Raw genomic sequence first — 25,616 nt, 5'->3', positions numbered from 1 at the left:
ATTCCCCTTTCTCTTTCTATGTTTTTAAAAAGCATCAGATGCTTTATGAGAACGAATACATTTATATATATGCTCAGTTTCTATCTGTTTTCACTCTCATGAAGCATCTGATAATATAAATCTATTTTAGCGCAAACGTTTGCTCAATGAAAGACTTTTTTAATGCACTTTTCGGAAACTTTGTGACTTTTCTCTTAATGGACCAAATTGGTATTTTCACTTGTAAAATACAGCAGTACCTCCCCTTGGGAGGTACTGCTGTATACTATATTATTTAGAGTGGTTTTGCTTGATGTTCTGCTCGATTTGCTTCACAGCACCATCAAGTGCAGCTTTTGGCTCAGCTTTGCCTGTTACAACAGTTTGCAATGCGCTTGCCATTGGTCCCCAAACTTCTCCCATTTCAGGAATGTTTGGCATTGGAACTGCATCTTGAGTTTGAAGAGCAACAGCTTTAGCACCTTCGTTTTCAGCAATAGCTGGATCGTCAACTAATGCAACGTTTGTAGGTACTTCAGCAGTTTGTTCGAAACGGTATTTAGCATTTTCATCGTTAGTCATGAATTCAATGAACTTAGTTGCCCATTCTTGGTTCTTAGAGTAAGAAGATACATGCCATCCTTTAACTCCCATGAAAGTTTTCATTGGAGTGCCATCAGCGAATTTAGGGAATGGTGCAACACCGAAATCGATGCCAGCATCTTTCATGCCGCCGAATGCCCATGGTCCGTTCATTACAGATGCAACTTTACCTTCATTGAATAGTCCATCCATAGCAGATCCGCCGTTTTCACCAACGATTCCGTTAGGGAAAAGCTTTTCAGCATACCACTTCTGGATATACTCAGTACCTTTTACAGCACCTTCGTTGTTCAAGCCAAGATCTTGCGGGTTAAGAGCTCCGTCTTTATCCCCAAACACATATCCGCCGTTACCAGCGATTGGTGCGTGAGCGAAGTAGAAGTTATCCCAAAGAGCTAGGAAACCGTACTTGCCATCTTTAGTGTTAGCTTTTGCGAATTCGTATAAATCTTCCATTGTAGCAGGAACTTCAGTCATAAGAGCTTTGTTATAGATAAACACTGGAGTTTCAGCAGACTTTGGAAGTCCGTATAATTTACCATCGAAAGTTTGTGCAGCGATAGAAGACTCAGAGAAAGTCTTTTTAACATCGTCACTTACATTAAGTTCAGCAATGTGCCCTTGAACAGCAAGTTCACCGATCTGGTCATGCGGTAATGTGATGATGTCCGGGCCAGTTCCAGCAGGACCATCAAGACGTAGCTGTTCTTTCATTTTTGTAGCCATTTCTACTTCTTTGAACTCAATTTTGATACCGTTTTCTTTTTCGAAGTCAGCAGCTACCTTTTCAAGCCAGCCAGACTTATCTTTATCTTCCCAAACTACAAGCTTCTCTGGTTTAGAAGCATCTTCTGTTTTCTTCTCGCCATTGTCAGAACCTGTCTTCTCTTCTTCTTTAGGTCCACAAGCAGCAAGAGCGCCAACCATCAAGATCAGCATCATGAAAATCGATAATGCCTTTTTCATGTGTATACCCCTCCTAAAAATGTTTATACTTTTTTAATTGCGCAGAACGCCCAATTACTGTGCAAACGTTTGTAATGTTGTTTGCAAGTCTATGAAAACGATTGCACAACCTACTTCTTATTATAAAGACTTAGCCGAGTTTGACAACTAGTTTTTAAAAAATTTTTTCCCAATCAGCATCTTTCGTTAATTTTTTGTGAATCAGCTTTTTTATAATTGACATTTCAAAATCGGTGTTCTACCCTTGTTTTAACCTTGATTTAAAAAAGAAAGGAATGGTTCCCTTTTGTTAAAAGAAGCTATTTATCACCGTCCCAAAGACAATTATGCATACGCTTGCACTAATGAAGAGCTACATATCCGAATCCGCACAAAAAAAGAAGATATAAAAGAAGTTTCCCTTCTTAACGGGGATCCTTATGACTGGTCAGATAATAAATGGAATACAAATACCGTTCCAATGGTCAAGAGTGGGTCTGACCAGCTGTTTGATTATTGGTTTGTCTCCATCAAGCCTCCATACCGCAGAATGCGTTACGGATTCATTTTAAATGACGGAAATGAATCCGTTTGTTTGACTGAAAAAGGCTTCTATGATGAAGCACCAGTTGATGATACAGGTTATTATTACGCTTTTCCTTATTTAAATAACATTGATGTATTCCGTGCTCCTTCCTGGGTTAAAGACACCGTTTGGTATCAAATTTTCCCTGAACGTTTTGGAAATGGTGACCCATCAATCGATCCAGAAGGCGCATTACCTTGGGGAAGTGCTCCACCTGAAAGAGATAATTTCTTTGGCGGAGATATTGAAGGAGTAATCCAGCATATTGACTACCTCGCAAGCCTCGGAATTACCGGTATTTATTTTACGCCTATTTTCAAAGCTCATTCGAACCATAAATATGACACAATTGCTTATATGGAATTGGACCCTCAATTCGGCGACAAAGAGACCTTGAAGCGACTGATCAAGGTTTGCCATGAACACGGAATTAAAGTCATGCTAGATGCTGTTTTCAACCACAGCGGATTCTACTTCCCTCAGTTCCAGGATGTTCTGGAAAAAGGAGAGAATTCTCCTTACAAAGACTGGTTCCACACTCGCGAATTCCCGCTTGTAATGGAGCCGCGGCCAAATTATGATACGTTTGCTTTTGAAAAATCAATGCCAAAATTGAACACCGAGAATCCTGAAGTCATCGAGTATTTATTGGAGGTCGGGCGCTATTGGGTCCGCGAATTCGATATTGATGGCTGGAGACTTGATGTTGCCAATGAGGTGGATCATTCTTTTTGGAGGAAATTCCGTACAGAGGTTAAAGCAATCAAGCCTGAACTGTACATCCTGGGTGAAATCTGGCATGACTCCATGCCTTGGCTGCGCGGCGACCAATTCGATGCGGTCATGAACTATCCTTTTACGACTAATATTTTGAATTTATTTGCCCGCAACAAAATTTCGGTAAAAGAATTCATTGAAAATATGACTGCAGTCAACCATATGTATCCGAAAAACGTCAATGAAGTTGCCTTCAACCTGATTGGCAGCCACGATACACCACGCATCCTGACCGAATGCGGCGGAGATATTGATAAAGTAAAACAAATCTTTACCGTTCTGCTCTCATTCATTGGAACTCCTTGTATCTATTATGGCGATGAAATCGGCATGAGCGGTGCTCAGGATCCAGGCTGTCGCGAGTGCATGAAGTGGAATGAAGAGGAACAGAACAAAGACATGTTCAGCCATGTCCAGAAGATGATTCAGCTTCGCAAAGAAAATCCGCTTTTAGCCAATGAAGGCGAATTGCATTTCATTCCATCCGATTACCATGAAAGCTGCTTCGCTTATACAAAATCAGATGGAGCAACAACAATCTTAGTTGTTGTTAACATGAGCAGCGAAGAAGCAAGCTACCCTCTTCCATTTAATTTAAAAGGTAAAAAGATCACTAATATCTATACTGGTGAAGAATACGCTGCAGAAAGTGATGACTTGGCTGCTACGATTGCTGGCAGTGGATTTGCATTATTCCAATTCTAGCAGTACACACCCCTCTTTCGATATTTCGGAAGAGGGGTTTATTTTAATTTTAATCCCTTAAATGTTGAATAAGAGACTTCAGGTCATGATTGCTGTTTAATTTAAGCCATGAAAAATTTTTCACTATAACTTATTTTATTTCCTAGTTGCCGTATGTAAACTCAACTTCGCGAAATTGAATCGGACTGCAACGCTATTAAACTGGGGGGCCTGTCTCTAGCCGGTAGTGCGTAGCGTTCAGCCAGATTGTTGGTCAGGCGTGGATTGGAGTTTTATACTTAAAGTTACTTTTTATCCAAGTTGCTGGATTTCGACAAATTCTTGCGGAATTGAGCATGATTTTCGCGGAATTGACCTGCATTCTCGCGGGATTTAACTTGATTTTTGCAAAATTGACCTGTAATTATCGCAGGACATAGCCTGATTCTTGCGGAATTGACCTTTATTCTCGCGGCACTTAGCTTGATTCTTGCGAATTAACTGCAGGTTTCATCAGGAAATTATCTTTTGTCATTACATAGTCTCAAATTCACTATCGAGAAATTAAGATTTTCAGCAAAATTCACCGGATTCTTTCATTTATCTATCGGTTTAGGGAAATTTATTCTGATAAGCTAGAAAATCATTCCCTAAAAAAATAAAATATTTCACTTCAAATTACTCCCATAGTCTGTATAATTAAGGAATTACAACTTGGAGATGCATATCAAATGAAAAAAACTGCTAAATTATCATTGTTCGCTATAACCTGGCCTTTATTTATTGAAATTATGCTTTATATGCTGATGGGAAATGCGGATACGCTGATGCTATCCCAGTATTCGGACAATTCAGTTGCTGCTGTCGGGGTTTCCAATCAGATTCTTTCAATGGTTATTGTTATGTTCGGATTCATCGCTACCGGAACAGCCATATTGGTTGCCCAGAACCTTGGGGCAAAAAGAGATGACCAGGCACGTGAAGTTTCTGTAGTCTCCATAGGGACAAATCTAGTATTTGGATTACTGCTTAGTGCAGGGGTGTTCATCTTTAGTGAGCCATTGCTGAGATTAATGGACCTTCCGCCAGAATTATTTGATGAGGCAAACGCCTATTTAAGGATTGTCGGCGGTTTTTCTTTTATACAATCACTGATTATGACAGTAGGCAGTATTGTCCGCAGCTATGGATATACGCGCGATATCATGTACGTAACGATCGGAATGAACATCCTGAATGTCATCGGGAACTATATATTCATTTTCGGTACGTTCGGAATTCCTGTCCTTGGCGTTGAGGGTGTGGCCATTTCGACTTCTGTCAGCAGGATCATTGGATTAATCGCTGCCTTTTATGTGATGATGAGAAGAATCCCTGGCACACTGCCGATGTCAATGCTGTTCCGTTTTCCAAAAAATCATCTTAAGAATCTTCTTAATATCGGTATCCCTTCTGCAGGGGAGCACCTAAGCTACAATGGGTCGCAAATGCTGATTACGTATTTTATCGCAACTCTCGGCACCCAGGCATTGACCACCAAGGTATATACACAGAATGTCATGATGTTCGTGTTCCTCTTCAGCATTGCCATAAGCCAGGGCACCCAGATTCTGATTGGCCATATGGTAGGCGCCAAAGAAATTGATAATGCTTATAAGCGTGCTCTCAAAAGTTTGAAGCTGGCGATTATGATTTCAATCGCAGCAGCGGGTGTCGTTTCTATTTTTGCTAAGGACCTGCTAGGAATCTTCACCGAAAATATGAGTATCATAGAGGTCGGAACCACTCTGATCCTGTTAACTATCATTTTGGAACCAGGAAGGTCGTTCAACCTAGTCCTCATCAGCTCACTTCGTGCAGCAGGCGATGTGAAATTCCCTGTCTATATGGGAATTCTGTCGATGTGGGGAGTCAGCGTGACACTTTCTTACTTCCTTGGAATCTATCTTGAACTAGGCCTTGTCGGCATCTGGATCGCCTTCATAGCCGATGAATGGCTTCGCGGGCTGTTTATGCTCTGGCGCTGGAAATCAAAGGTCTGGGTTAAGAAGTCATTTGTCCCTGAAACGAAGCCTGTCTATGCTGAAAAATGATTTAAGCAAGCCCCATCTAAGGGCTTGCTTTTTTAGTCTGCGATATTAATATTATAATCCCTAAACCAAATATGAATCTGTGCAAGCTGTGCCAGTAGCTGAGGTCCTGTCATCAGCTGGCCGAACCATGGAACCTTGAAGGATGCTCCTTCTGTTTCAATCATGGCTCTTAATGTGCTCTTATTGAAAAATTCGTGGAGCGCACTGTTGGGATCAGCCATGAACTCTGAAAGCATGCTTTGAACAGCCTGGGTATACCCTGGATGATGCGTTTTTGGGTAAGGACTTTTCTTACGGTATAATACTTCATCTGGCAGTACTCCTTCGAGTGCTTTCCTCAAAATGCCTTTTTCCCTGTTGCCATGCATTTTCATTTCCCAAGGGATATTCCATACATATTCAACAAGACGGTGATCAGCAAATGGCACCCTCACTTCAAGACTTGCCCCCATACTCATCCGATCCTTACGATCAAGCAATGTCGTCATGAACCAAATGATATTCAGATAGAATAATTGGCGCCGCTTCGCATCCTCTGGCCGTTCTCCATCCAATACTGGCACCTCTGCAATGGTTTCCGAATATTTACCCATCATATAGTCTTCAAGATTCAGTTTTTTCCGCCAGTGATCCCTTAGCATATTTTGACGTTCATTAATCGATCTCATCCAGGGGAATCCTGGCCTGTTTAAATCTTCTTGCCTGTGGAACCAAGGGTATCCTCCAAAGATTTCATCGGCACATTCCCCTGACAGACTTACAGTGAAATCTTGTTTGATCTCCCGGCAAAACCATAGAAGTGAAGAATCAATATCTGCCATCCCAGGCAGGTCACGGACATGGACTGCTTCAGTTAAATATCCAGCCAGGTCATGCTGGGTAATGATGCTGCTATGATGGGTAGTCTGGAAGGTTTCGGACATTTTATTGATCCAGAATGCATCCGCGTTTGGCTGAAATTCATTTTCCTTGAAATACAGATCATTTCCTTCGTAATCAATCGAGTAAGTATGCAGGCTGCCCTTTCCTTCTGTTTTATAGCGGTTTGCAGCAATCGCGGTAATCGCACTTGAATCCAAACCGCCTGAAAGAAAGGTGCAAAGCGGAACATCTGAAACGAGCTGGCGTGTCACAGCATCGGTGAACAAATCCCTTACCTTTTCTGAGGTCTCATCAAGAGTGTCTGTATGGACTTCACTTTTGACATTCCAGTATCTCCAAGTCTTAAGCCCATTTTTCGAAAAAATAAGACCGTGGCCAGGCCGTAGCTCCTTCATATTTTTGAAAATCCCTGCTCCAGGTGAACGCGACGGTCCAAGCCCGAAAACTTCGCAAAGCCCCTCTCTGTCTACCTCTGCCTTTACTTCAGGATGTGCCAGCAGAGCCTTTTGCTCAGAAGCAAACATAAGACCGGACGCTGTCTCACGGAAAAATAGCGGCTTGACTCCAAGTCGGTCCCGGCCAATGAAAAGCTTTTCCTCCTGCTGGTCCCAAACGGCGAATGCGAAAATCCCGTTTAAATGTTCCAGGCAATTTTCCTTCCATTCCATGTAAGAAGTGAGTAAAACCTCTGTATCAGAATGGCCGTTAAAAGAATATCCTATCAATAACAGCGCTTTTCTAAGGTCTTCTGTATTGTATAGCTCTCCGTTATAGCAAATCGTATACCGGTTTTCATCCTTTGATCTTGTCATTGGCTGTTTTCCGCCTTCAGGGTCCACAACCACAAGCCTTTTATGTCCGAGTGCTGCATGTTTGGAAGTCCACACATTTGTATCGTCGGGACCTCTTTTACTTAAAGTTTCCGCCATTTTTGCCATGGTTTCTCGCTCTGATTCCAAATTTTTTCTATAGTCTACCCAACCGGTTATTCCACACATTTTTATCATCCTTTCAGCGGAACTTTTCTCGATGGTGTTTAAGCCAATTATCCTTTCCGAAGTCTAAGGATTGCTTAAGCATTACTCATCTTATGCAAATACATGGCAACTGGTTAATTTACCTATCTTTTTAAATCATGTTATAAATTCACCAAAATCTGTCTACAAAGATGGTGAGCGATAAAGTTAATCTTTCATCAGGGAATAGTATTCTTCCTTTGAATGGATAGATGAACCAATCGGACCTTTACGGGCAATTAATCGCCTTTTCCTATTGCTGTTTCGAACAGCTTTATATAGGAGTCGTCTGCCCATTAATCTGCGCTAAATTACGGAGGATCCAGATGAACCGACAGCAACGAACCAATCTTATTGAATTCCAGCCCAGGGCTTTTAACAACGGGACAGTAGAATATATCAATAATCAGTGGGTTTTTTTTGATGATGAAACAGAAGAGGCTGCACTGGTTGAAGAATTCGTCCATCAGGAAGTTGAGGTTCTGCGCAACAATAAATGGTGCAAGGGCTTTTTATTAGACAATGTCTGTATCCAAACTGGGAATGAACAATTTTACTTGCAGGACCAGGAAGTGATCAGAATCAGGAAACAGCTGATTTATTCCTTTGAGAGGCTGTTAGATGAGTTAAATGATGAGGCATTCATCCAATTTATCAACACATTGAATTCCCTCAATTTTTCGATCTATGACTGCATTTATTGTTATAACCATCTGACTTTCCTCGATAATGAAAACGGGAAGTCAGGTGTGAATTTCTTAATCCTGGACAATGAAGAGTTGATTTGCAGTGTTCAGCATCATTTCGATTATCATGAAAAACACAATGACCGGTTTGAAATCACCATGAACAATGGCAAACGGGCTGTCATCGAAAAAATCTCATAAAAAACGAATCGAGGATGAAACTCAACAGTTGCCAGAGTTAAAACGCAAAGAAAGCCTGCACACAATGTGCAGGCTTTCTCTGTCATTAGGAAGAATAGATAACACTTTCAGCGGTACGGAAGCCTGTTTCAAAATCCGCAGATTCAAGCGGTTTTTGGATATAGTATCCCTGAGCATAATGACAGTCCATATCTCGCAGAATATTCATTTGTTCATGGGTTTCAACGCCTTCTGCCACAATTTTCACGTCAAGGCCCTGGCCCATTGTGATGATTGCTTTGACGATTGCAATGTCAGAAGGATCATCATGAAGATTATTAATAAAAGACTGGTCAATTTTCAATGTATCTATCGGCAGATTTCGCAAATAGCTTAATGAGGAATAACCTGTGCCAAAGTCATCAATTGAAACTTTCACCCCTAAATCCTGCAATGCCTTCATAACCGAAATGCTATAGGCTATGTCCTTCAGCATCGCGCTTTCTGTCAGCTCTAGTGATAGATACTCTGGTTCAAGCTGGGATATCTCGAGTGCTTTAATCACCTGTCCGATAAATGCATGCTGTTGAAATTGGTGGGCTGACACATTTACCGAGACCCCCAGCTTTGGATATCCTGAGCCTTGCCATTCTTTTGTCTGGATGCATGCGGTTGTCAGCACCCAAGCTCCAATTTCCTCAATCAATCCCGTTTCTTCAGCCAGCGGGATGAATTGTGAAGGTGAAACCAATCCAAGGTGTGGATGCTGCCAGCGGATCAGCGCTTCTGTGCAAGTAATTTCCCCTGATTTCAAATCCATTAACGGCTGATAGCATAAATAAAACTCATTCTTTTGGAGTGCCTTTCTCAGGTAGCTTTCCAATTCAAGGCGAATGATTGCCTGGTCGTTCATCCCTGTCGAAAAAAACGTAATCTTATTTCCGCCTTGATTTTTTGAACGGTTCATCGCAATATCAGCATTCTTCAATAAAATATTCTCATCCAGTCCGTCCCCAGGGAATGAACTTATTCCGATGCTTGCGGTGACGATGAATTCCTGGTTCTGGTAATACAATGGTTTTGAGATGATTTTTTGCAGATCAATAGCTAACCTGGTAGTCTGTTCAATGCTCACATTCTTTGTAAGAAGCAGGGTAAATTTATCGCCGCTGAATCTTCCCAAATACGATCCTTTCGGAAGGTAATTCTGAATCCTGGCTGCTATTTCCTTCAGGACAATATCTCCAGCGTAATGCCCGAGACTGTCGTTGATGATTTTGAAACGATCAATATCTATTACAAGCACTGCGAGGAGTTCCTTTTTTTCTTGGCCCGGCGGAGCCTTTCCTCAAGCTGTTCGGTGAACCTCATCCTGTTCGGCAAGCCGGTATCATGATCATAGTAGGCGAGCTGGATTATTTTTTCTTCTGTTTTTTTCTGATCGGTTATATTCCGCCCGATCCCATATGTTCCGACACATTTACCATTAACTGTAATCGGAATATTTTTCACCTGAAAAATCTGCGTTTCTCCGCTCTTAATTGGGATTTCGATTGTATAAGTCTGGTCCCTTCCCCTTAAAGCCTGGACGAAATGCATTTTAGCTCGCGGAACATCTTCCTGGTTGATAAAACTCAATGCCGGTTTGCCAATAAGCTCAGCTTCACTGAAACCGAATGTTTTTAAAAACGATTGGTTGACGCTTGTGAAGTTCCCATTTAAATCAGTTGAATAAACAAAGTCGCCATTGTTGTCGAACAGCGACCGATAATATTGCTCGGAAATTTTCAAACTTTCATTCAGATGGAGAATATCTTGTTGTGAGGTTTCAACTAAAGTGGTCAAAGTTGTATATTGATTTTGTTTTAATAAAATTAATTCCAGTTCTTGCTTACTAAACATGGTAAAGGAAACAACAATTTGTTTTTCTACAGGCAAATTTTCGCCCGCTTCGCAGTTCATTATTGCAGCCTGAGGAAGCCTAACCTTTATCAAATCCTGCAGAGCTTGAAAAGCTTGTTCATCTTCCTGCCTGAAAAAAATTTGCACAAGCAAATTTGGGCAGTCTAGCAATGAATTTCTCTCGATGTAGCTATTAAGTTGTTCTTCGTTTTGATAAACGCAGCTTTTTGTCGTAGCCATTGCAATCTCCAATAATCTTATTTCTCCAATATCCCTATCTCTTAAAATACCATATTTCAATGGGCGAAGATATGACAAAAAAAGAAAAAGCTGCCAACTTATCAGCAGCTTTTTTCGACAAAATCGATTATTAGAACAAGTCTGTTCCAAGTGGAAGCGATAATCCCAAATATAATACAAGAAGCAATGCAACAACGAACTGGATCCATAAAATTGAAGCTTTTTCGTTCTTCTTCGTACGGATCAAGATCATTTCCAGCATGGAAATAACCCAAAGCCCTACTGCTGCCTTCAACACGTACATAATAGTAATGTTGATGCTGAACAAGAGCATAAAGCCGGTCAATAGAATCAGCAGGTAAACCACCCTTAGAATCATGTGGACAATCTTTGAGCCTTTTTCTTTACCGCTTTTATGTAGACCTATTGAAACAAAAAATAAAATAAGCGCTAAAAACCAAGCAGTCATATGGGCATGTATCATTTTACACGTCCTCCTATCGTCAAATTCTAAAATATCATACCATATACAAAGGGAAAATCCTAAATATAACGTGTTGATATGACTAATTGACAGCCTGTAAGAAAGTTAGCCTTGGACAACATTGCTCAATGTACCGATTCCTTCAACAGAAACTTCAATCGAATCCCCTGATTTGAGGAAGCGTGGAGGTTTAAAGCCTTTGCCCACTCCCGCTGGCGTTCCGGTAGCGATGATATCTCCAGGCTCCAGCGTCATGCCCTGTGACAGGACTGAAATGATTTCTTCGACCGGAAAGATGAAATTTTCCGTGTTTGAATCCTGCCTGACTTCTCCATTCACCAGCGTTTGGATATTAAGATTGTTCGGATTCCCGATTGCTGACTTATGGACAATCCATGGTCCCATCGGGCAGGTAGTGTCAAGACTCTTCCCAATGAAAAATTGCTTATGGCGCGCCTGCAGGTCTCTTGCTGTTACATCATTTATGATCGTATATCCGAAGACATAATCGAGCGCGTCTTCCCGTTTAATTCCTATCCCCTGCTTACCGATGACTACAGCAAGCTCACCTTCATAATCCAACTGCTCAGTCACTTCCTTATGATCAAGGATTGTTGCTTTGTGGCCAATGACAGATGTTGGAGCTTTTGTGAACACCATGACATGCTCCGGAATATCATCCTTGCTTCCCATCTCAATCGCGTGCTCCGCATAATTCTTTCCGACACAGAAAATATTTTTCGCTGGCTTTGGAATCGGTGCGAGTAAGGTTACAGATTCAATCGGTGTATAAAGTTCCTCTTCAAGGTTATTTTCATTTACCCAATCGACGACCTTCCTTGCTTCCTCATAAAACGAGTCACCGAGTGCAATGGCCTCCAGCATCGATTCTGGCAACGAGACTGCCCCACCAATTCTTCCCGCCGCTTCAACCAGTGGAAGAATACGATTTTCTCCTTCATTGACAATACCGATAAAAATTCCTGTTTCATTTTTAAAAGTACTGAATTTCATGTTTGGTCCCCCTTATTTTCCTTTTTTAGCTAATGCTGAGATAAATGCTTCGGTTTCAGCAGGAGCAGTAAAATGAAAAATTATTTTTCCCTGCTCCTTGTACTGTTTTAATGACTCGATTATAGCGGGTGCTTTTTTATGCACATCTCCAAGCTTCCGTGCAAGAGTGGATTTTCCCGCACCACCGCTTCCAATTATTATCACTTTTTTCATGAGGCATTTTCCTTTTTAAACCGCTGAGTCTTCATATACGTGGCGCTCCTCCATATCCATTCCACCGGCCCATAATAATACCTCTTTATATACCAGGTGCTGGCGGCTAGCTGAAAAGCGTAAATACTCAAAGCGAGGGCTGAGCCTGCAAAAATGGAAACCTTCCCATAATAACCAAACCCATAACTGTAAAAAATCAGCGTAGCGACGATTGATTGAAATAAATAATTGCTGATGGAAAGCCTGCCTGCTGCCTCCAGTGGAGCAAGGACTGCATCCAAAATTCTTTTCTCCGAGGCAAGTGCCATGATGAGTGCATACGCCATTGCGAGCATTGCACCACCAAAAGCATCCTGGGCGTAATCAGTCATCAAGGTTCTGCCTTTAAGGAATGGCAGTGATTTTATGAGCACCCCAGTTATAGTCAGTGCTATGGCAGAATAGGCCATCATATGCCGCTTGCTTTCCACATTTTCAAATAACCTGAGTTTTGCTGCTCCAGCACCAATCATAAATAAAGGAAGAATCGTGATAAGGTAAAAAATGAATCCCATCAAATCATTATTTTTAAACCATTCTGTCATCCTTTGCTCGGTAACTTCAGTGAAACTGCCAGTTTGATAGGCAATCAGCGCCTGGTTTGCCGCTTCTTTGTTATACATAGTAAACGGCTCATCTGGACTTGCAACCATTGACATGCCAAGTAAGCACAGCAGCAGCAAGTTTGGAACTACATACAATATTAATCCGGACAATAGCAATCTTCTTGCATCCCAGCCAATGAAAAGGAGAAAGACAAAACCACATACAGCATAGGTAATTAAAATATCACCCTCCCAAATTAAGAAAGCATGAATCAATCCCATGAATAATAGAATCGAAAGTCTCCTTATGGCAAGCAGGTTAAAGCGAACCCCCTTCTCAAGAGTACGTTCCCGCAAAATAACCAGGCCATATCCAAACAGCATCGCAAACAAGGGATAGAAGCTTGCCTGCACAAAAATATCTATGAACCTGTAGGTAAATAAATTAAGTGTTCCATGCCACCACTTTTCAGGATCGATATAAAAATATGGCGAATGAAAGGAAATCATATTCACCAGGAAAATTCCTAATAATGAAAATCCTCTCATCCTGTCAATTGAAACAATCCTGTTTCCCGCAGGCTGAGCTTTTAACTCCATACTTCCCCTCATTCCATCCAAAAGTTTACATCTATTCTATGTATATCATACAAAACCCTGCATGCCAAAACAAAAAGAAGGACTGCTCAGCTTTTAGAGCAATCCTTGTAAACCTATTAATTTTCAAGCCTTCCACTCTTGCCTTTCACTTCCCAATATTCATTTCTCAAATGAACCTTTTGGATTTTGCCGGATGCTGTCTTCGGCAGTTCTTTTACAAAGGTAACTCCTGTAATGGCTTTAAAATGGGCAAGTTTTTCACGTGAGAAAGCAACAAGATCCTCCTCGGCAGCCTTCTCGTTTTCTCTTAGCACTACATAAGCATGTGGGGTCTCACCCCATTTTTCATGCGGCACGGCAATGACTGCTGCTTCAAGAACTGCAGGATGATCATATAATACTCCTTCAACTTCAATGGATGAAATATTTTCACCGCCGCTGATGATCACGTCTTTTTTACGGTCGACGATATCAATGTTTCCGTACTGATCGACCGTTGCCATATCGCCTGTGTGAAGCCAGCCATTGCGGATGGTTTCCATCGTTGCTTCTTCATTTTTCCAGTAGCCTTTCATGACACCATTGCTTCTGGTGATTACTTCACCAATCTCCGTGCCGTCATGTGCGACCTCTTCCCCGAAATCATTCACGACTTTTACCTTGCAGGTAATCATTGAAATTCCAGCTTTCGCTTTCATCCGGTACTGTTCATGTAATGGCAGCTGCTTAAGATGTGACCTTACAGTTGAAATTGTGCTTAACGGGGAGGATTCCGTCATCCCATATACCTGGATGAATTCCCATCCCAGTTCTTTTTCCACCCTGGTCACGAATGCTGGTGGCGGTGCAGATCCTGCGATCACAACGCGGACAGACTGTTCAATGCTTGGCACATTTTTTTCATAGAACTGGAGAAGTGAATTCAGCACGGTCGGAGCCATATGCATTACGCTAACCTTGTTGTTTGCCAATGCGTTAAAAATAGTTTCAGGAGTTGTTTTGCGCAGGCAAATCTGTGAAGCTCCATTCGCCGTATAATAAAACGGTGACCCCCAGCCATTTACATGGAACATCGGCAGAACATGAAGGAGCACATCTTCATCACTCACCCTTAAATGGTGCATGGTGCTGAGAGCATGAAGGTAATTGTTCCGGTGTGTCAGCATTACACCTTTTGGATTCCCAGTCGTTCCACTTGTATATAGAAGGCTGCAGACATCATTTTCATCAAGCTCCTCACGTGTAAAAGTTCCTGGAGATTGCTCGGCAAGCCATTCATCGTAACCCAGATCCTTCACGTTTTCTTCTTTATAATGGATGATGATGTGCTCCACAGTTTGCAGCTGGTCTTTGATTGGCTGGACCAAATGGTATAAATCCTGGTCAACAAATAATATCTTCGATTCACTGTGATTCAAAATAAACAAATAATCTTCCGGCTTCAGGCGTATGTTTAATGGAACCATCACCCCGCCTATCTGGAACACACCATAAAAGCCTTCAAGCATTTCGATTGAGTTTGGCGCCAGATAAGCGATTCTGTCACCCTTTCCCGCTCCAAGCTTCCGAAGCCCGTCCGATAGCCTGTTCACTCTTTCATTCAGTTCGGCATATGTAAACGACCTGTCCTCTGAAAAAATTGCCTTTTTGTCACCGTAAAGCGAAACTGCGCGGTCTAAGAACTCGTTTAAAAGCAATGGAACATTCATATTCTTACCTCCCGAGAATAAAATTAAAATTCTAAATATATAAATATATTAACACATCCGCTTTTCTGTTATATAACTTTTTGTCTGTTGTATAACACCCTTTTCCAGGATCTAATATGGGCATTTTAATCACAATCTTTACCTAGGCACATACGATATAAAGAAATCCAGGAAAGGGTGTTGCTCATGCCGGCAATCGTCGGAGTCGTACAGGTAGTCTCTCTGGGCAACAGCGCTGTTTTCAATATTGGCGATGTTTACAGAATCAGTCCGGTTTCCAGCGCAAAAACATTTTCAGGTGCTGGCTCATTCAATACCGGAGATGGATTGACTCTATATAATAATCAAAGCTCTACGAATACCTTTGATCAAGATGGCGTGGATCAGGGAAATTATTTAAATGCTTAATGCGGGGGATCAGGATGAATTTCTATATACAACAATCGATTCACATCAACCTTTTAAAAATTGATGGAATCACCAATTCCTCTGTTCTGCAAATTGGAAGCGCCGGAATTATCAAGCCTGCTTCTTATCTGTACAATACAGGAGGTTTTACCGGACCGGCACCACAGGCGCAGCACCCGGGTGTTATTAGCAGCTCAGATTTGCTTGGTACACCTGCTGTACCTTTACAGGCCCCTGTACGAGAAAGTTGATAACTGGGATCAGTATTTATAAAAGGCTGTTTTCGCATTGATTGTTGCTTTTCGAACAAGTACTTGTATCCGCATTTTTAAAGTTATCGGGGCTCTTTAAGAAGGAGAATTCTGAACTAAATTCTAATTAATCTCGTAAAAACCGAGGCGCCGGTTTTTACTTTTGTTGAGAAAGCAACAAAGATTACGAAAAGAGCCTTTTACAAATAAACTGGTTTGATTCGAGGTGATTCGTTTGGATGCGGAATTCTATCAATATATAAAAAGGCTGCATGTATTTGTGGAGCATCAAAGCAAAAAAATAGGCAAGTTGGAGAAAATGGTCTTGGATATGCAACAGGAAATTGCAAGCCTTAAAGAAAGACCTCCGGTTCAAATCGGAAATATCGAGTATAAATTTGACCAGTTGAAGGTTGAAACACTAGAAGGAACATTGAATATTGGCTTGAATCCAACAGATCTGAACGAAATCGACGATTTTTCTGTCGATCAGAAAGCCATGAACGTACCGATTCCTCCTAAACAGTTATTCAAGCGGACAATCGAGCTTGAAAACACACTGTATCAATATTTAGAAACTGACCTCGAGCAGATTTATCGTGATGCACAAACCAATCTGGGAATAGCCGTTGATGATTCATATTTTACATTTATTAAAGATGATATTAAAAAACAGTTGTCTGGCAGAGTAGCTTATCACTTAAAAGAACTTTCCTCCACCAATCGGGGAGAAGAATTAAGCCCTGAGATCAATGCAAATGTGATTGAGCTGCTTAAACAGGAAATCCAGAACGGAGTATTCCTATTCCTGAAAAATCTGCCTGACAATGTAAAGGAAGGAAGTTCATAATGAATTTTCAAGTATATAACCGGGACATCTGCGTCGGCGACATCAGGGTTATAGGTGTATCAAGCTCCTCTTTGCTGATGGTCGGGGATGCGGAAATAATCCAGCTGGCAGCAACATTTGATACTCCAGCAGAATCGCTGGTCATCGGACCATTTGTTCCGCTTTCAGTGGAGTGACGATATGTTTCAAAGAACAGCATGTGTCGATCGCATAAAAGTCGATTCGATTATCTTTTCATCCATTTTTCAAATCGGCGATTCCCAGCAAATCCAGGCCAATTCAAAAGCGATAGCAGTCCAGCGAGAGGCGGAAATTTTTTATGATAACGAAGGGAGTTTCTCAGCCTTTTCCATTTTCTCTGAGGCAATCCCATTCACTCCTGTCGATGAAATCTTCACTAGTTCAACCCAAAATCTCAACCCAGTTCTGAAAGTAAGGAATATCGAGATTATTGGCGCCGCCTCTTCCTCTGTTGTCCACCTAGGAAACAGCTGCCATATTTCAATGGAAGCCAGGGTAAAGCATATCCGTCAGTTATTGCCACGGGAAGAACTAAACAACTATATCAATCATATGGATAGATAAAGGTTGCACCGATCTTGTTTTATGAAAAGGCTCTTTTCTAAAAAGATGGCTATCCTTTGCGCGGAATATTAAGTGGAGTATTAAAGCAACAAAGTTTACGATCTGAACGTAAATATACAAGAAGAAAAGGATGTTTTAAATGCCAGCAATTATAGGTCCTGTTCAAATTGTTACTGTCAGCGGCGGCACTGTACAGTTCGGCGACTCCCTGTTTATCTCACCAAAAAGCAACTCCAAGACAACAGCAGGCCAGGGCGGATTCAATACAGGCGGATTAATCGTCACCAATAACGGCATAAGTTCCAGTAATGTTCTTGACGCTAACCTTTTTGACCAGCCGACAGTGGGAAATAACTAACGCTTTTTATGTTTTCGCCCATTTGATTTTGAAATTTTAGGCAGCCTTGTTGAAGGCTGCTTTTTTATCCATTTTAAAAACTTATGTATATCCGGGTGCATGCGGAGCAGCTCAATGGTATTCAAGCTGGCAGCAAGCTCCTCATTCGTAAACAGTGCATGAATCTGTTTATGGCAAGGAATGCAGAGTTTTGCCGTCGGCATAAAAGTCCCGCCCAGTTCTTTAGGTGTCAAGTGGTGGATTGTTACTTCCACATCATCTCTGCAGCAAAGTTCACATTTCCCCATCTGCTTTTGTTTTGCCATTTGATTCTCCTTTCCGAAAACAAAAAACCGGTCTGGATTATTGTACGCATCAGACCGGTTTTTACTATTTTTTACGGAGGAACGCCGTAATACATATATTATTCCTATTCAAGCTCTAAAAGATGGCCGCCATCGAAGAAATATAAATATTTCTCATTTACTGGCTGTTTCCATACTTGTTCGATCGCTTTCGCATATAAGCTGATTTGAATGCGATATCGTTCTTCTAATATAGATTTTGCCTGGTCGAAGCCGCCTTTGTAGCGGTCATGGATGCCGTCTGTCTTGAAGTCGAGCAGCACCGTCCCTTTATCGTCCTGGAAAATGCAATCGACGACTCCCTGGATAAAAATCGGCTCATTTTCCCCTTGCCAGTCAGGGTACACTTCATTTGCTGGCAGTGCAAGATAAAACGGCACTTCTCTGCTTACTTTCTGAGCATTCAATAGTCGCCTGCCAATTTCCGTTTCGAAAAAGGCAAGAATCCATTTTTTCTCGATAGCCTCTCTTTGTTCTGGGAAAAGAAGCTCACACTCTACCATTTTTTCCAGCTGCAGATCGAGTGTAAGGTCGTTAACAGGTTTGGTAAGGTCGATATGCTGCATGACCATATGCATCGCAGTACCGCGTTCTGCAGGTGTTAATTTCTTTTCCTGCATGAATCTTGGCCTGTTCAGGATTGGCTTTGTAAAACGGCGGATCATTTGGGTGCCGCTTTCTTCATCCCTTGTTTCATGATTTCGTTTGAGTTCTGTGACGGATTGCTTCGAACGGTGTGTCGCTGCTTCCCTGAAATGATAATTCCATGAAAGCTGATTGCGTACCTCTTCTGATAAAGCAGAATCGATCTTTACCGGCTTCCCTTCTGCTACCATGTCCATCAAGCTTTCATGCTCTTCAGTCTTCTCATCAGCATAGGTTGCCACTTCCTCAGCGGTTATCGTTTCGATTTTCCAGCGTGATGGATGGCCGCTGATTTTATCTCCAGCCATTGTACTTGCTTCGCTGCCTCTTAATGAATCACAATCCCTATGACGGATGAGCGCTGGGCCGATCCAGTCAATATAGCCTGACGCTGACGCTCTTAGATATTCATTAAGGAGCCATTCAGGATGGCTTGCTTCATCCTGCCATTTGCTGATTGTTTTTTCAGCATCCTTTACAGAACTGATTAAATAAAGCTTTTCCTTTGCCCTGGTCAAAGCAACGTAAAGCACCCTCATTTCTTCAGCGAGCATTTCCATCTTGTGCTTACGCCTAAATGCAAGCTGAGGGAGCGAAGGGTAAGAAATACGTTTTTCAGGATTTATATATTTAGCGGCAAAGCCAAATTCCTTATCAAGCATGTAAAATTTCTTCAAGTCCATCGTGTTGAAATTCCTCGCCAAACCGGCGACGAATACAACTGGAAACTCAAGGCCCTTGCTGCTGTGGATCGTCATGATCCGGACAACGTCCTCCTGCTCCCCAAGCGCCCTGGCTGCACCAAGGTCATCACCGCGTTCACGCATCCGTTCAATGAAGCGCAAAAAGCGGAACAGCCCCCGGAAGGTTGTTGCTTCGTATTGCCTTGCCCTGTCGTAAAGCGCGCGCAGGTTTGCCTGGCGCTGCTTCCCGCCTGGCATTCCTCCGGCAAAATTAAAAAATCTGGTTTCTCTGTAAAGCTGCCAGATTAAATCGGAAACAGATCCTTGCCGGGCTGCTGTTCTCCAGTTCTTTAAACGTTCAAAGAAACTTCTTGTCTTTTCATGCAAGCTCTCATGTTCGGCTGCTGGTTCTTTTTGGCAAAAAGTTGTCAACGCCTCATAGAATGTTCCTCGCTTCTGGCTGATCCTAATGACTGCCAGTTCCTCTTCATTCAAGCCAACAATCGGAGACCTGAGTACAGCGGCAAGCGGTATATCCTGATATGGGTTGTCAATCACTTTTAAAAGTGAAAGCATAATCGCCACTTCTGTCGCCTGGAAATAACCAGTCGATAGATTAGCGTAAATCGGAATACCTTGCTGCTTAAACTCCTCCATGATTTGCGGAGCCCATGTCATTGAGCGGAGCAGGATAACAATGTCCCGGTAATTCACAGGCTTAGAAGTCTTAGTCTTGGGATTATAGACACCCCTGCGCTCCTCAACCATCTCTTTTATATGCTTCGCCATGAGTCTTGCTTCCAGCTGTGATTGTTCTAGGTCATCCGCGTCAAATTCCGTCGAAGCTGCTTCATTTTCTTCTGCTGCTTCGCTTTCAGCTGAACCGGCATCACCTTTATCAATCAGAAGAAGTTCAACAGGGTATGACTCATCCTCAGTGTAGGGAGCTCCCTTTTTGAGTTCGGCATTTTCATCGTAATGAATCTCGCCAACCTTGATGCCCATGATCTGCTTGAAAAGATAATTGGTGCCGTCTAGGACTTCAGCACGGCTCCTGAAGTTTTTGGCCAGGTCAATTTTCAAGCCAGTCTGCTCTCCATCTTCAGTGAATCTGTTGTATTTACCTAAAAACAAGTTCGGCTCAGCAAGGCGGAAGCGGTAAATTGACTGCTTCACATCACCTACCATGAACATGTTTCCTGACTCTTCACCATCTGATGTCACCAACTGGAGGATCGCTTCCTGTACCATATTGGTATCCTGATACTCATCCACTAGCACTTCCTTGAATTTTCTGCGATATGCAAGTGCTGCTTCTGATGGAACAGCCGCAACGATTGGCTCTGCGCTCTCTGTATCAGGCTGTGCAGTTAGGATATCCAAAGTATAGTGCTCAAGATCGGAAAAATCGACAAGTCCGCGTTCCTGCTTCACTTCTCCAAAACGGCGCGAAAATTCCTTTACCAGATCAATCAGGACAGCGATCAATGGTTTCATTTCCTGCATGTCCTTCTGGAAGCTCTCAGGCTTCCTTGCAAATAATTCGCTTTTCATATCCTGAACGATTTTCTTCGCCCTGTCCCTAAGCTTTCCAGCCTTGTCCACCAGCTGCTTATCATAATCATCACCCTTGCATGTCTTAGCCCGGTCAAATTTAGCCAGCTGCATCGCGTCATAAAGCTCAGACCATGAAAGGTCTTTCGCCTTCAATAACGTATCAACCACATGCAGATCATCTGTAAAATTAACAGCTCTCGGTGCAGGGCCCCCTGGCATTCTTGCAATCTCCAATCCTTGTTCAAGAAGCTGCTTTGCTCCCTGAAGCTGAAGCTCGATATCGTTCATGAGAACCTTCATAAATGGCAGATCCTCTATTGACGAGCTGCCTGCAGCATCATACATAGAAACGATCGAATCGAGATACACATCGGGTGAGGGGTTGGACCTGGAAAAATCAAAAAGGTCTGCAATAATATCCTTCAATCCTTCGTCACTACGGTCATTAGTGAACGCATCAACGAGGTTGAAAAACGGCTGATTGTCTGCCTTTCCGTATTCTTCTTCGAACAAATCCTCTATTACTTCGTCTCGTAAAAGCTGCCCCTCGGTCTCATCCGCAATCCTGAAGCCAGGATCAACATCAATCAGATAATAATACTTTCTGATTACATCAAGGCAAAAGGAATGTAGTGTTGAAATGGAAGCACGATTCAGCAGGCTTAGCTGCGTTTTTAAATGACTCGAACTTGGATTGGCGTCAATCGCTTTCTCCAAAGCCTCGCCAATTCTATGGCGCATTTCCGCGGCTGAAGCATTGGTGAACGTAACAACGAGCAACTCGTCTACATCAATCGGATCGTTGTCGGATGTAATTTTTTTGATGATCCGCTCAACTAAAACAGCTGTTTTTCCAGATCCAGCCGCAGCTGCAACCAGGATATCCTGTCCAGATGCCATAATCGCCTTCCACTGGTCTTCCGTCCAGGTTGCTCCTTCCGGTACTGGCGGTATATTCATATTAACCAAGATCCTCTTCCTCCTCCCCAATTGATGCAAGAATATCTTGTTTCTTTATATCTTCTAATCTTTCGGTATTTAATATAAGACCATCATTCACCTTCAGGCTATCATCCTGTCGCAATGCTTCAAGCAAATCTTCCTTTTTGATAACTGGAAGCTTCCTGAACTCATTGGATTCCACTGTCTGGTCAAACTGGCAGACAGGCTTAAATGAACAGAATGTACACGGTGCGCGGTCTTTGAGCTTATATGGAGAAACATCAACAATCCCGCTGACGATTCCGTTTCCTGTTTCAACATACTTATTACGTACAAACTGCCTCAAATGATCAAAGTCTTCTTTGCTCGCAACCTTCGAGCTTTTCAGAAGGCTTCCGTCCTTTTTAAACCCAGCCGAAATGATTTGGGAGCTGCCTGTATCAATGCTTTTATCCATCAGCCTGATGACATTTTCATCGTTAAGCAGCAAACCATTCATTTTAAAACGCTTTAGAATTTCTTCTTCAATTTCATCAAGAGTCAGCATTTTAGAAGCATTGACAATTGGATTATGGACATGAAAGTAAAGGACTCCAGCCGGGTCTGCCGGCCTTCCCACCAATAATGGCGAGTGGGTGATGATGATGTCCAGATAGGTGAGCATTTGCAATGCCACTCCATAATAAACTTCGGTCAAATTGACATCCTTCACGCTCGATTTATAGTCGACAACCCTTAGATACACACCATGGTCATCCTCAGCTTTATCGACACGGTCGATACGGCCCATCAGTTCCATCCTTGTGCCATTCTTCAGTGAAAACGCAAGCGGTGGCAGCTTTCCCTGACGGCCAAAGCCAAGCTCCAGCCCAACAGGGGAGAACCCGCTGACTTTTGCATGCTCACTTAACACGAGTGAAGCGCGGCTAATGATATTTTGCAGCTTTTGCTTGATATAATGGTGCCTGTTCGAGCTCAGAAGAATCTCGTTCTGTAATTTCGGCGCCAGCTTCTGAACCGCATCCCTGGCGAGTGCTTCAGCCTGTACTCTTGTAAGGCTTGCCCAGCTAAGGTTTTGCTCCATGACCGTTTCGGCAATTTCCTTCAATGCTGCATGGAACAAGTCTCCGATATCCGGTGCCTCGAGCCTGAAAATCTGTCTGTCGCGAAGCTTCAGTCCATGCTGGACATAGTGCGAGAATGGACAGCTATTGAAAAGCTCCATCCTGGATACGCTCGCTTCAATTTGCTCTCCATACAGCTCCTTGGTGACATCTTCGGAAAGCTGCTTCGTCCTGTTTTCATAAAAGAGACTGGAGAGAACTTTACGGGCAGTATCCGCCCAGCGATGGTCGTTCATATAATAATCGTATACATCCCACCAGAAATCGTAGACAGGGTAATTCCGCTTTTTAAGCTGCAGCTGGGAAGTCAGGTAAGATAATGCCACATTTTCTCCCGCCGCGTATTCAAGCTGTTCCTGCTCCGGCAATTCCGAAGGGTCAGGCATAAAGTAGTGATTTTGATGCTCAGGGAAAAGGTCTGAGATCCTCTTGATAAAAGAGGATGGCATTAGAGCTTTTCCTTCTTCATTGGCAATTGGATAGCTGATATAAAGAAGCTCTGATGGCGTAACAAATGCCTTATAGGCAATGAAATTCTCATCGAGCAATTTCGTCCGGCTTCCCGGAGCAAGCTTAACTCCCTTTGAATGCAGAAGATCGCGGTCATCATCGCCAAATATGCCATCTTCGGACATCTTGGCAGGAAGGACGCCTTCGTTAACACCAATGACAAACGCCACCTTGATATCGGCAAGCCTCGTTTTTTCAATGTCAGCGACAAGAACCTGGTCAATCGCTGGAGGAATCAGTGAAAACTTCAGTGATTCAAAACCAGCATCAAGGATTGTGACGAACTGCTTAGGGGCAACCTTGCTGTCTCCGAGCATTTCCACAAACTGATCGAGCAGGTCAATAACAGCATTCCACGCCTGTTCATGCTCCCTTGCTTCGACGAGCCTTCCTTCCTGTTCAGAAGCCATCCTCCATAGTTCAAGCTTAGCTGGAATATCAAGCTCCTCCATGAACAAATACACCGCTTCAGACAGTTTACGTCCGGTGTCAGCTCTCTTCAGTCTCCGGGCCATCCTCATCAGCGGCGCTGTTATCAGCAACCTCAGGTCATTTAGCTCCTGTTCAGTCTGCTTTTCAGCATCAGTCTGTACAGCACCGTCATATTCAAGGCCTCTGATCCGCCTGTATTTCCATCGATCCTTTTTCGTCCATTTTTCACCCTGTATTCCATACGCAAGAACATAGTTCTCAAGCACGTCCATCTGTTCGCGCATTTTATGAATATCTGCTCCAGACGGAAATAACAGGTCCGTTTTAACCGCCCTGAAAATCGGTTCATAACGCCAGTTCCCTAAAACCGTTTCCAGACTTGAACGAACAAGCTCAACCAGCGGATGGTTCAGCATATTTCTTTTCTGGTCGATAAAGTAAGGAAGTCCATAGTCATCGAAAATCGTTTCGAGCACTTCCCGATATTCGTTTCCTCTCATAAGTACAGCGATATCCCGGTATCGATAGCCTTTTTCTCTTGCAAGTCCGCGAATTTTCCGGGCTACACCTTCCATTTCTGCCCTTCTGTTGGCTGCCTGGGCAATATGGATCGCCGCCTCGCCGTTAAACCTTGTGGCTGGCCTGGAATCAAATTCCTTCTCGAGATGCTTCAAAGACTCCTCATGCCATCGCTTCTGTTCTGTCAAAATAACTTCTTCTTCCAGGACATAGCCTTTTGTCTTGATTAATTCATGCAAGTTATGACATGTTTCACCGGTAACCCTGAACAAGTCCAGCTCATCTGGCTGTCCATCTTTATAATTCTCATCAACTGGCAAGGTGACGGTTACCCTTTTACATGTACCAATTAATTGATCAATAATCATCAGTTCAAGCGGAGTGAAACTGTAAAAACCATCTATATATACTTCTGCATTCTTTAAATACTCAGATGCAGGCACTTTTTCGGCAAGGAGCCTAAAGTAATCCTCTGAGTCAATGTATTTGCCAAAAAGTTCATCTTCAAATTGCCTGTAAACAAGTTCCAAGTCATGGATTTTATCGCCAAGTGCCTTATTGGCATCAGAATGACCTGCCATTTTTCCGGCCAGCTCTTCCGGCTTGACTGCATAACGCTTAAACTCGATCAGCATTTGTTCCATTTGCTGGACAAAGCCATTTTTGTCAGCTGCTTTTTGAAAGATCTTCAGTTCATCTTTCTTATCCTCAATTATCTTGCGGATCATCATGCTGATTCCGACACTATCCAAATGCTGGCGTGTAAAACCGCCTGTTTCCTGAAGCACCCTCCAGGCAAGACGAGGAAAGCTGTACACCTGCGCCCTGATCATTCCCCCGAGCTCTGGATCGGTTGATAACCGATATTCTGACAAGAACGACATTTGTTCAGGAACAAGATAGATGACTGGGTCTCCCTGCGGATCAGCAATAAGCCTGTCCTTAATTTCCTGAATGATCAGCTCGGTTTTCCCGCTCCCTGAGCGCCCTAATACCAAACGTACAGACATCTGACTTCCCCTTTCTCCCTATGAAAATAAAAGTCTCTTAAGCTGATGATAGCATAGAAATTTTCTTTATATAAAAATTGAAAAAGGCGCTTCGATTCATGCGCCTTTGAATGTATTCCTGCTGCCAAACAATTGTTCTGTATATAATTTAATTATACCTTTTTTCCCCCTTGTTTTGGAAGCAAAGAGTCCGTTAATTTTTCCCAAACAACCTGCAATCC

At 42.7% G+C, this 25,616-nt stretch carries 21 protein-coding genes; 9 read left to right on the top strand and 12 right to left on the bottom strand.

Annotation, left to right across the window (positions count from 1 at the left end; all coding sequences use genetic code 11):
* Window positions 1–270: 270 nt before the first annotated feature.
* Complete coding sequence (locus AABM38_RS06565; RefSeq protein ID WP_423409667.1) at window positions 271–1,548, bottom strand: sugar ABC transporter substrate-binding protein; 1,278 nt, start codon at window positions 1,546–1,548, stop codon at window positions 271–273.
* Window positions 1,549–1,834: 286 nt separating this feature from the next.
* Here AABM38_RS06565 and AABM38_RS06560 point away from each other — a divergent pair, with 286 nt between their 5' ends.
* Both AABM38_RS06560 and AABM38_RS06555 read left to right on the top strand, forming a co-directional pair.
* Window positions 1,835–3,595, top strand: a complete 1,761-nt coding sequence (locus AABM38_RS06560) for an alpha-glycosidase (protein WP_423409666.1) — start codon at window positions 1,835–1,837, stop codon at window positions 3,593–3,595.
* A 710-nt stretch (window positions 3,596–4,305) separates the two neighbouring features.
* On the top strand, window positions 4,306–5,667 hold the full coding sequence (locus AABM38_RS06555) for an MATE family efflux transporter (protein WP_423409665.1): 1,362 nt from the start codon (window positions 4,306–4,308) through the stop codon (window positions 5,665–5,667).
* A 32-nt stretch (window positions 5,668–5,699) separates the two neighbouring features.
* Here AABM38_RS06555 and asnB read toward each other — a convergent pair whose 3' ends face one another.
* Window positions 5,700–7,547: an asparagine synthase (glutamine-hydrolyzing) gene (gene asnB / locus AABM38_RS06550; RefSeq protein ID WP_423409664.1), complete on the bottom strand. Its 1,848-nt coding sequence runs from the start codon at window positions 7,545–7,547 to the stop codon at window positions 5,700–5,702.
* A gap of 344 nt (window positions 7,548–7,891) precedes the next feature.
* Here asnB and AABM38_RS06545 point away from each other — a divergent pair, with 344 nt between their 5' ends.
* Complete coding sequence (locus AABM38_RS06545; protein WP_423409663.1) at window positions 7,892–8,452, top strand: DUF2777 domain-containing protein; 561 nt, start codon at window positions 7,892–7,894, stop codon at window positions 8,450–8,452.
* 85 nt (window positions 8,453–8,537) lie between these two features.
* Here the strand turns inward: AABM38_RS06545 and AABM38_RS06540 are convergent, their stop codons facing one another.
* From AABM38_RS06540 to AABM38_RS06510, 7 genes are all read right to left on the bottom strand, one after another.
* Window positions 8,538–9,737: a putative bifunctional diguanylate cyclase/phosphodiesterase gene (locus AABM38_RS06540; protein ID WP_423409662.1), complete on the bottom strand. Its 1,200-nt coding sequence runs from the start codon at window positions 9,735–9,737 to the stop codon at window positions 8,538–8,540.
* Entirely contained in the window at window positions 9,728–10,573 is an 846-nt protein-coding gene (locus AABM38_RS06535) for a PAS domain S-box protein (RefSeq protein WP_423409661.1), read from the bottom strand. The genes AABM38_RS06540 and AABM38_RS06535 overlap by 10 nt, the downstream gene beginning before the upstream one ends.
* Window positions 10,574–10,703: 130 nt before the next feature.
* Window positions 10,704–11,057 carry a YisL family protein gene (locus tag AABM38_RS06530; RefSeq protein ID WP_335378360.1) on the bottom strand — a complete coding sequence of 118 codons (354 nt, stop codon included), beginning with the start codon at window positions 11,055–11,057 and terminating at the stop codon, window positions 10,704–10,706.
* Window positions 11,058–11,162: 105 nt separating this feature from the next.
* The gene (locus tag AABM38_RS06525) at window positions 11,163–12,071 is read right to left on the bottom strand and encodes a fumarylacetoacetate hydrolase family protein (RefSeq protein ID WP_423409660.1); all 909 of its coding nucleotides are present in this window, start codon (window positions 12,069–12,071) and stop codon (window positions 11,163–11,165) included.
* Window positions 12,072–12,083: 12 nt separating this feature from the next.
* Window positions 12,084–12,284 carry a hypothetical protein gene (locus tag AABM38_RS06520; protein ID WP_423409659.1) on the bottom strand — a complete coding sequence of 67 codons (201 nt, stop codon included), beginning with the start codon at window positions 12,282–12,284 and terminating at the stop codon, window positions 12,084–12,086.
* A complete protein-coding gene (locus AABM38_RS06515; protein WP_423409658.1) occupies window positions 12,281–13,468 on the bottom strand; it encodes a DUF418 domain-containing protein in 1,188 nt (395 codons plus the stop codon). Before AABM38_RS06515 ends, AABM38_RS06520 begins: the two co-directional genes overlap by 4 nt.
* A 116-nt stretch (window positions 13,469–13,584) precedes the next feature.
* Window positions 13,585–15,177, bottom strand: a complete 1,593-nt coding sequence (locus tag AABM38_RS06510; RefSeq protein WP_423409657.1) for a long-chain-fatty-acid--CoA ligase — start codon at window positions 15,175–15,177, stop codon at window positions 13,585–13,587.
* Window positions 15,178–15,363: 186 nt separating this feature from the next.
* Between AABM38_RS06510 and AABM38_RS06505 the strand changes: the two genes are divergently transcribed.
* The 6 genes from AABM38_RS06505 (at window position 15,364) to AABM38_RS06480 (ending at window position 17,629) form a co-directional block, all read left to right on the top strand.
* On the top strand, window positions 15,364–15,585 hold the full coding sequence (locus AABM38_RS06505; RefSeq protein WP_423409656.1) for a spore germination protein: 222 nt from the start codon (window positions 15,364–15,366) through the stop codon (window positions 15,583–15,585).
* A 14-nt stretch (window positions 15,586–15,599) separates the two neighbouring features.
* Complete coding sequence (locus AABM38_RS06500) at window positions 15,600–15,836, top strand: spore germination protein GerPB (protein ID WP_423409655.1); 237 nt, start codon at window positions 15,600–15,602, stop codon at window positions 15,834–15,836.
* Between the two features lie 319 nt (window positions 15,837–16,155).
* Window positions 16,156–16,686, top strand: a complete 531-nt coding sequence (gene gerPC / locus AABM38_RS06495) for a spore germination protein GerPC (protein ID WP_423410681.1) — start codon at window positions 16,156–16,158, stop codon at window positions 16,684–16,686.
* On the top strand, window positions 16,686–16,862 hold the full coding sequence (locus AABM38_RS06490; RefSeq protein ID WP_335378352.1) for a spore gernimation protein GerPD: 177 nt from the start codon (window positions 16,686–16,688) through the stop codon (window positions 16,860–16,862). The genes gerPC and AABM38_RS06490 overlap by 1 nt, the downstream gene beginning before the upstream one ends.
* A gap of 4 nt (window positions 16,863–16,866) precedes the next feature.
* Window positions 16,867–17,271, top strand: coding sequence for a spore germination protein GerPE (locus AABM38_RS06485; RefSeq protein WP_423409654.1), 405 nt, complete (start codon window positions 16,867–16,869; stop codon window positions 17,269–17,271).
* 139 nt (window positions 17,272–17,410) lie between these two features.
* Window positions 17,411–17,629 (top strand): spore germination protein, encoded by a 219-nt coding sequence (locus AABM38_RS06480; protein WP_423409653.1) that lies wholly within the window; start codon window positions 17,411–17,413, stop codon window positions 17,627–17,629.
* Here AABM38_RS06480 and AABM38_RS06475 read toward each other — a convergent pair.
* From AABM38_RS06475 to addB, 3 genes are all read right to left on the bottom strand, one after another.
* On the bottom strand, window positions 17,626–17,934 hold the full coding sequence (locus AABM38_RS06475; RefSeq protein ID WP_423409652.1) for an HNH endonuclease: 309 nt from the start codon (window positions 17,932–17,934) through the stop codon (window positions 17,626–17,628). The two genes, AABM38_RS06480 and AABM38_RS06475, sit on opposite strands and share 4 nt — an antisense overlap.
* Window positions 17,935–18,038: 104 nt before the next feature.
* Window positions 18,039–21,818, bottom strand: a complete 3,780-nt coding sequence (gene addA / locus AABM38_RS06470) for a helicase-exonuclease AddAB subunit AddA (protein ID WP_423410680.1) — start codon at window positions 21,816–21,818, stop codon at window positions 18,039–18,041.
* Window position 21,819: 1 nt separating this feature from the next.
* Window positions 21,820–25,395: a helicase-exonuclease AddAB subunit AddB gene (gene addB, locus AABM38_RS06465; RefSeq protein WP_423409651.1), complete on the bottom strand. Its 3,576-nt coding sequence runs from the start codon at window positions 25,393–25,395 to the stop codon at window positions 21,820–21,822.
* Window positions 25,396–25,616 lie beyond the last annotated feature (221 nt).

It is taken from the genome of Heyndrickxia sp. MSNUG, assembly GCF_049532715.1.
Taxonomy (GTDB): domain Bacteria; phylum Bacillota; class Bacilli; order Bacillales; family Cytobacillaceae; genus Mesobacillus.
This window is presented reverse-complemented; position numbering and strand designations above follow the sequence as displayed.

Bases quoted from the DNA above. Each gene is read 5' to 3' on its own strand.
- AABM38_RS06565 (WP_423409667.1), bottom strand. From the start codon at position 1,548: ATGAAAAAGGCATTATCGATTTTCATGATGCTGATCTTGATGGTTGGC.
- AABM38_RS06555 (WP_423409665.1), top strand. From the start codon at position 4,306: ATGAAAAAAACTGCTAAATTATCATTGTTCGCTATAACCTGGCCTTTA.
- asnB (WP_423409664.1), bottom strand. From the start codon at position 7,547: ATGTGTGGAATAACCGGTTGGGTAGACTATAGAAAAAATTTGGAATCA.
- AABM38_RS06545 (WP_423409663.1), top strand. From the start codon at position 7,892: ATGAACCGACAGCAACGAACCAATCTTATTGAATTCCAGCCCAGGGCT.
- AABM38_RS06535 (WP_423409661.1), bottom strand. From the start codon at position 10,573: ATGGCTACGACAAAAAGCTGCGTTTATCAAAACGAAGAACAACTTAAT.
- AABM38_RS06530 (WP_335378360.1), bottom strand. From the start codon at position 11,057: ATGATACATGCCCATATGACTGCTTGGTTTTTAGCGCTTATTTTATTT.
- AABM38_RS06525 (WP_423409660.1), bottom strand. From the start codon at position 12,071: ATGAAATTCAGTACTTTTAAAAATGAAACAGGAATTTTTATCGGTATT.
- AABM38_RS06520 (WP_423409659.1), bottom strand. From the start codon at position 12,284: ATGAAAAAAGTGATAATAATTGGAAGCGGTGGTGCGGGAAAATCCACT.
- AABM38_RS06515 (WP_423409658.1), bottom strand. From the start codon at position 13,468: ATGGAGTTAAAAGCTCAGCCTGCGGGAAACAGGATTGTTTCAATTGAC.
- AABM38_RS06510 (WP_423409657.1), bottom strand. From the start codon at position 15,177: ATGAATGTTCCATTGCTTTTAAACGAGTTCTTAGACCGCGCAGTTTCG.
- AABM38_RS06505 (WP_423409656.1), top strand. From the start codon at position 15,364: ATGCCGGCAATCGTCGGAGTCGTACAGGTAGTCTCTCTGGGCAACAGC.
- AABM38_RS06500 (WP_423409655.1), top strand. From the start codon at position 15,600: ATGAATTTCTATATACAACAATCGATTCACATCAACCTTTTAAAAATT.
- gerPC (WP_423410681.1), top strand. From the start codon at position 16,156: ATGGTCTTGGATATGCAACAGGAAATTGCAAGCCTTAAAGAAAGACCT.
- AABM38_RS06490 (WP_335378352.1), top strand. From the start codon at position 16,686: ATGAATTTTCAAGTATATAACCGGGACATCTGCGTCGGCGACATCAGG.
- AABM38_RS06485 (WP_423409654.1), top strand. From the start codon at position 16,867: ATGTTTCAAAGAACAGCATGTGTCGATCGCATAAAAGTCGATTCGATT.
- AABM38_RS06480 (WP_423409653.1), top strand. From the start codon at position 17,411: ATGCCAGCAATTATAGGTCCTGTTCAAATTGTTACTGTCAGCGGCGGC.
- AABM38_RS06475 (WP_423409652.1), bottom strand. From the start codon at position 17,934: ATGGCAAAACAAAAGCAGATGGGGAAATGTGAACTTTGCTGCAGAGAT.
- addA (WP_423410680.1), bottom strand. From the start codon at position 21,818: ATGAATATACCGCCAGTACCGGAAGGAGCAACCTGGACGGAAGACCAG.
- addB (WP_423409651.1), bottom strand. From the start codon at position 25,395: ATGTCTGTACGTTTGGTATTAGGGCGCTCAGGGAGCGGGAAAACCGAG.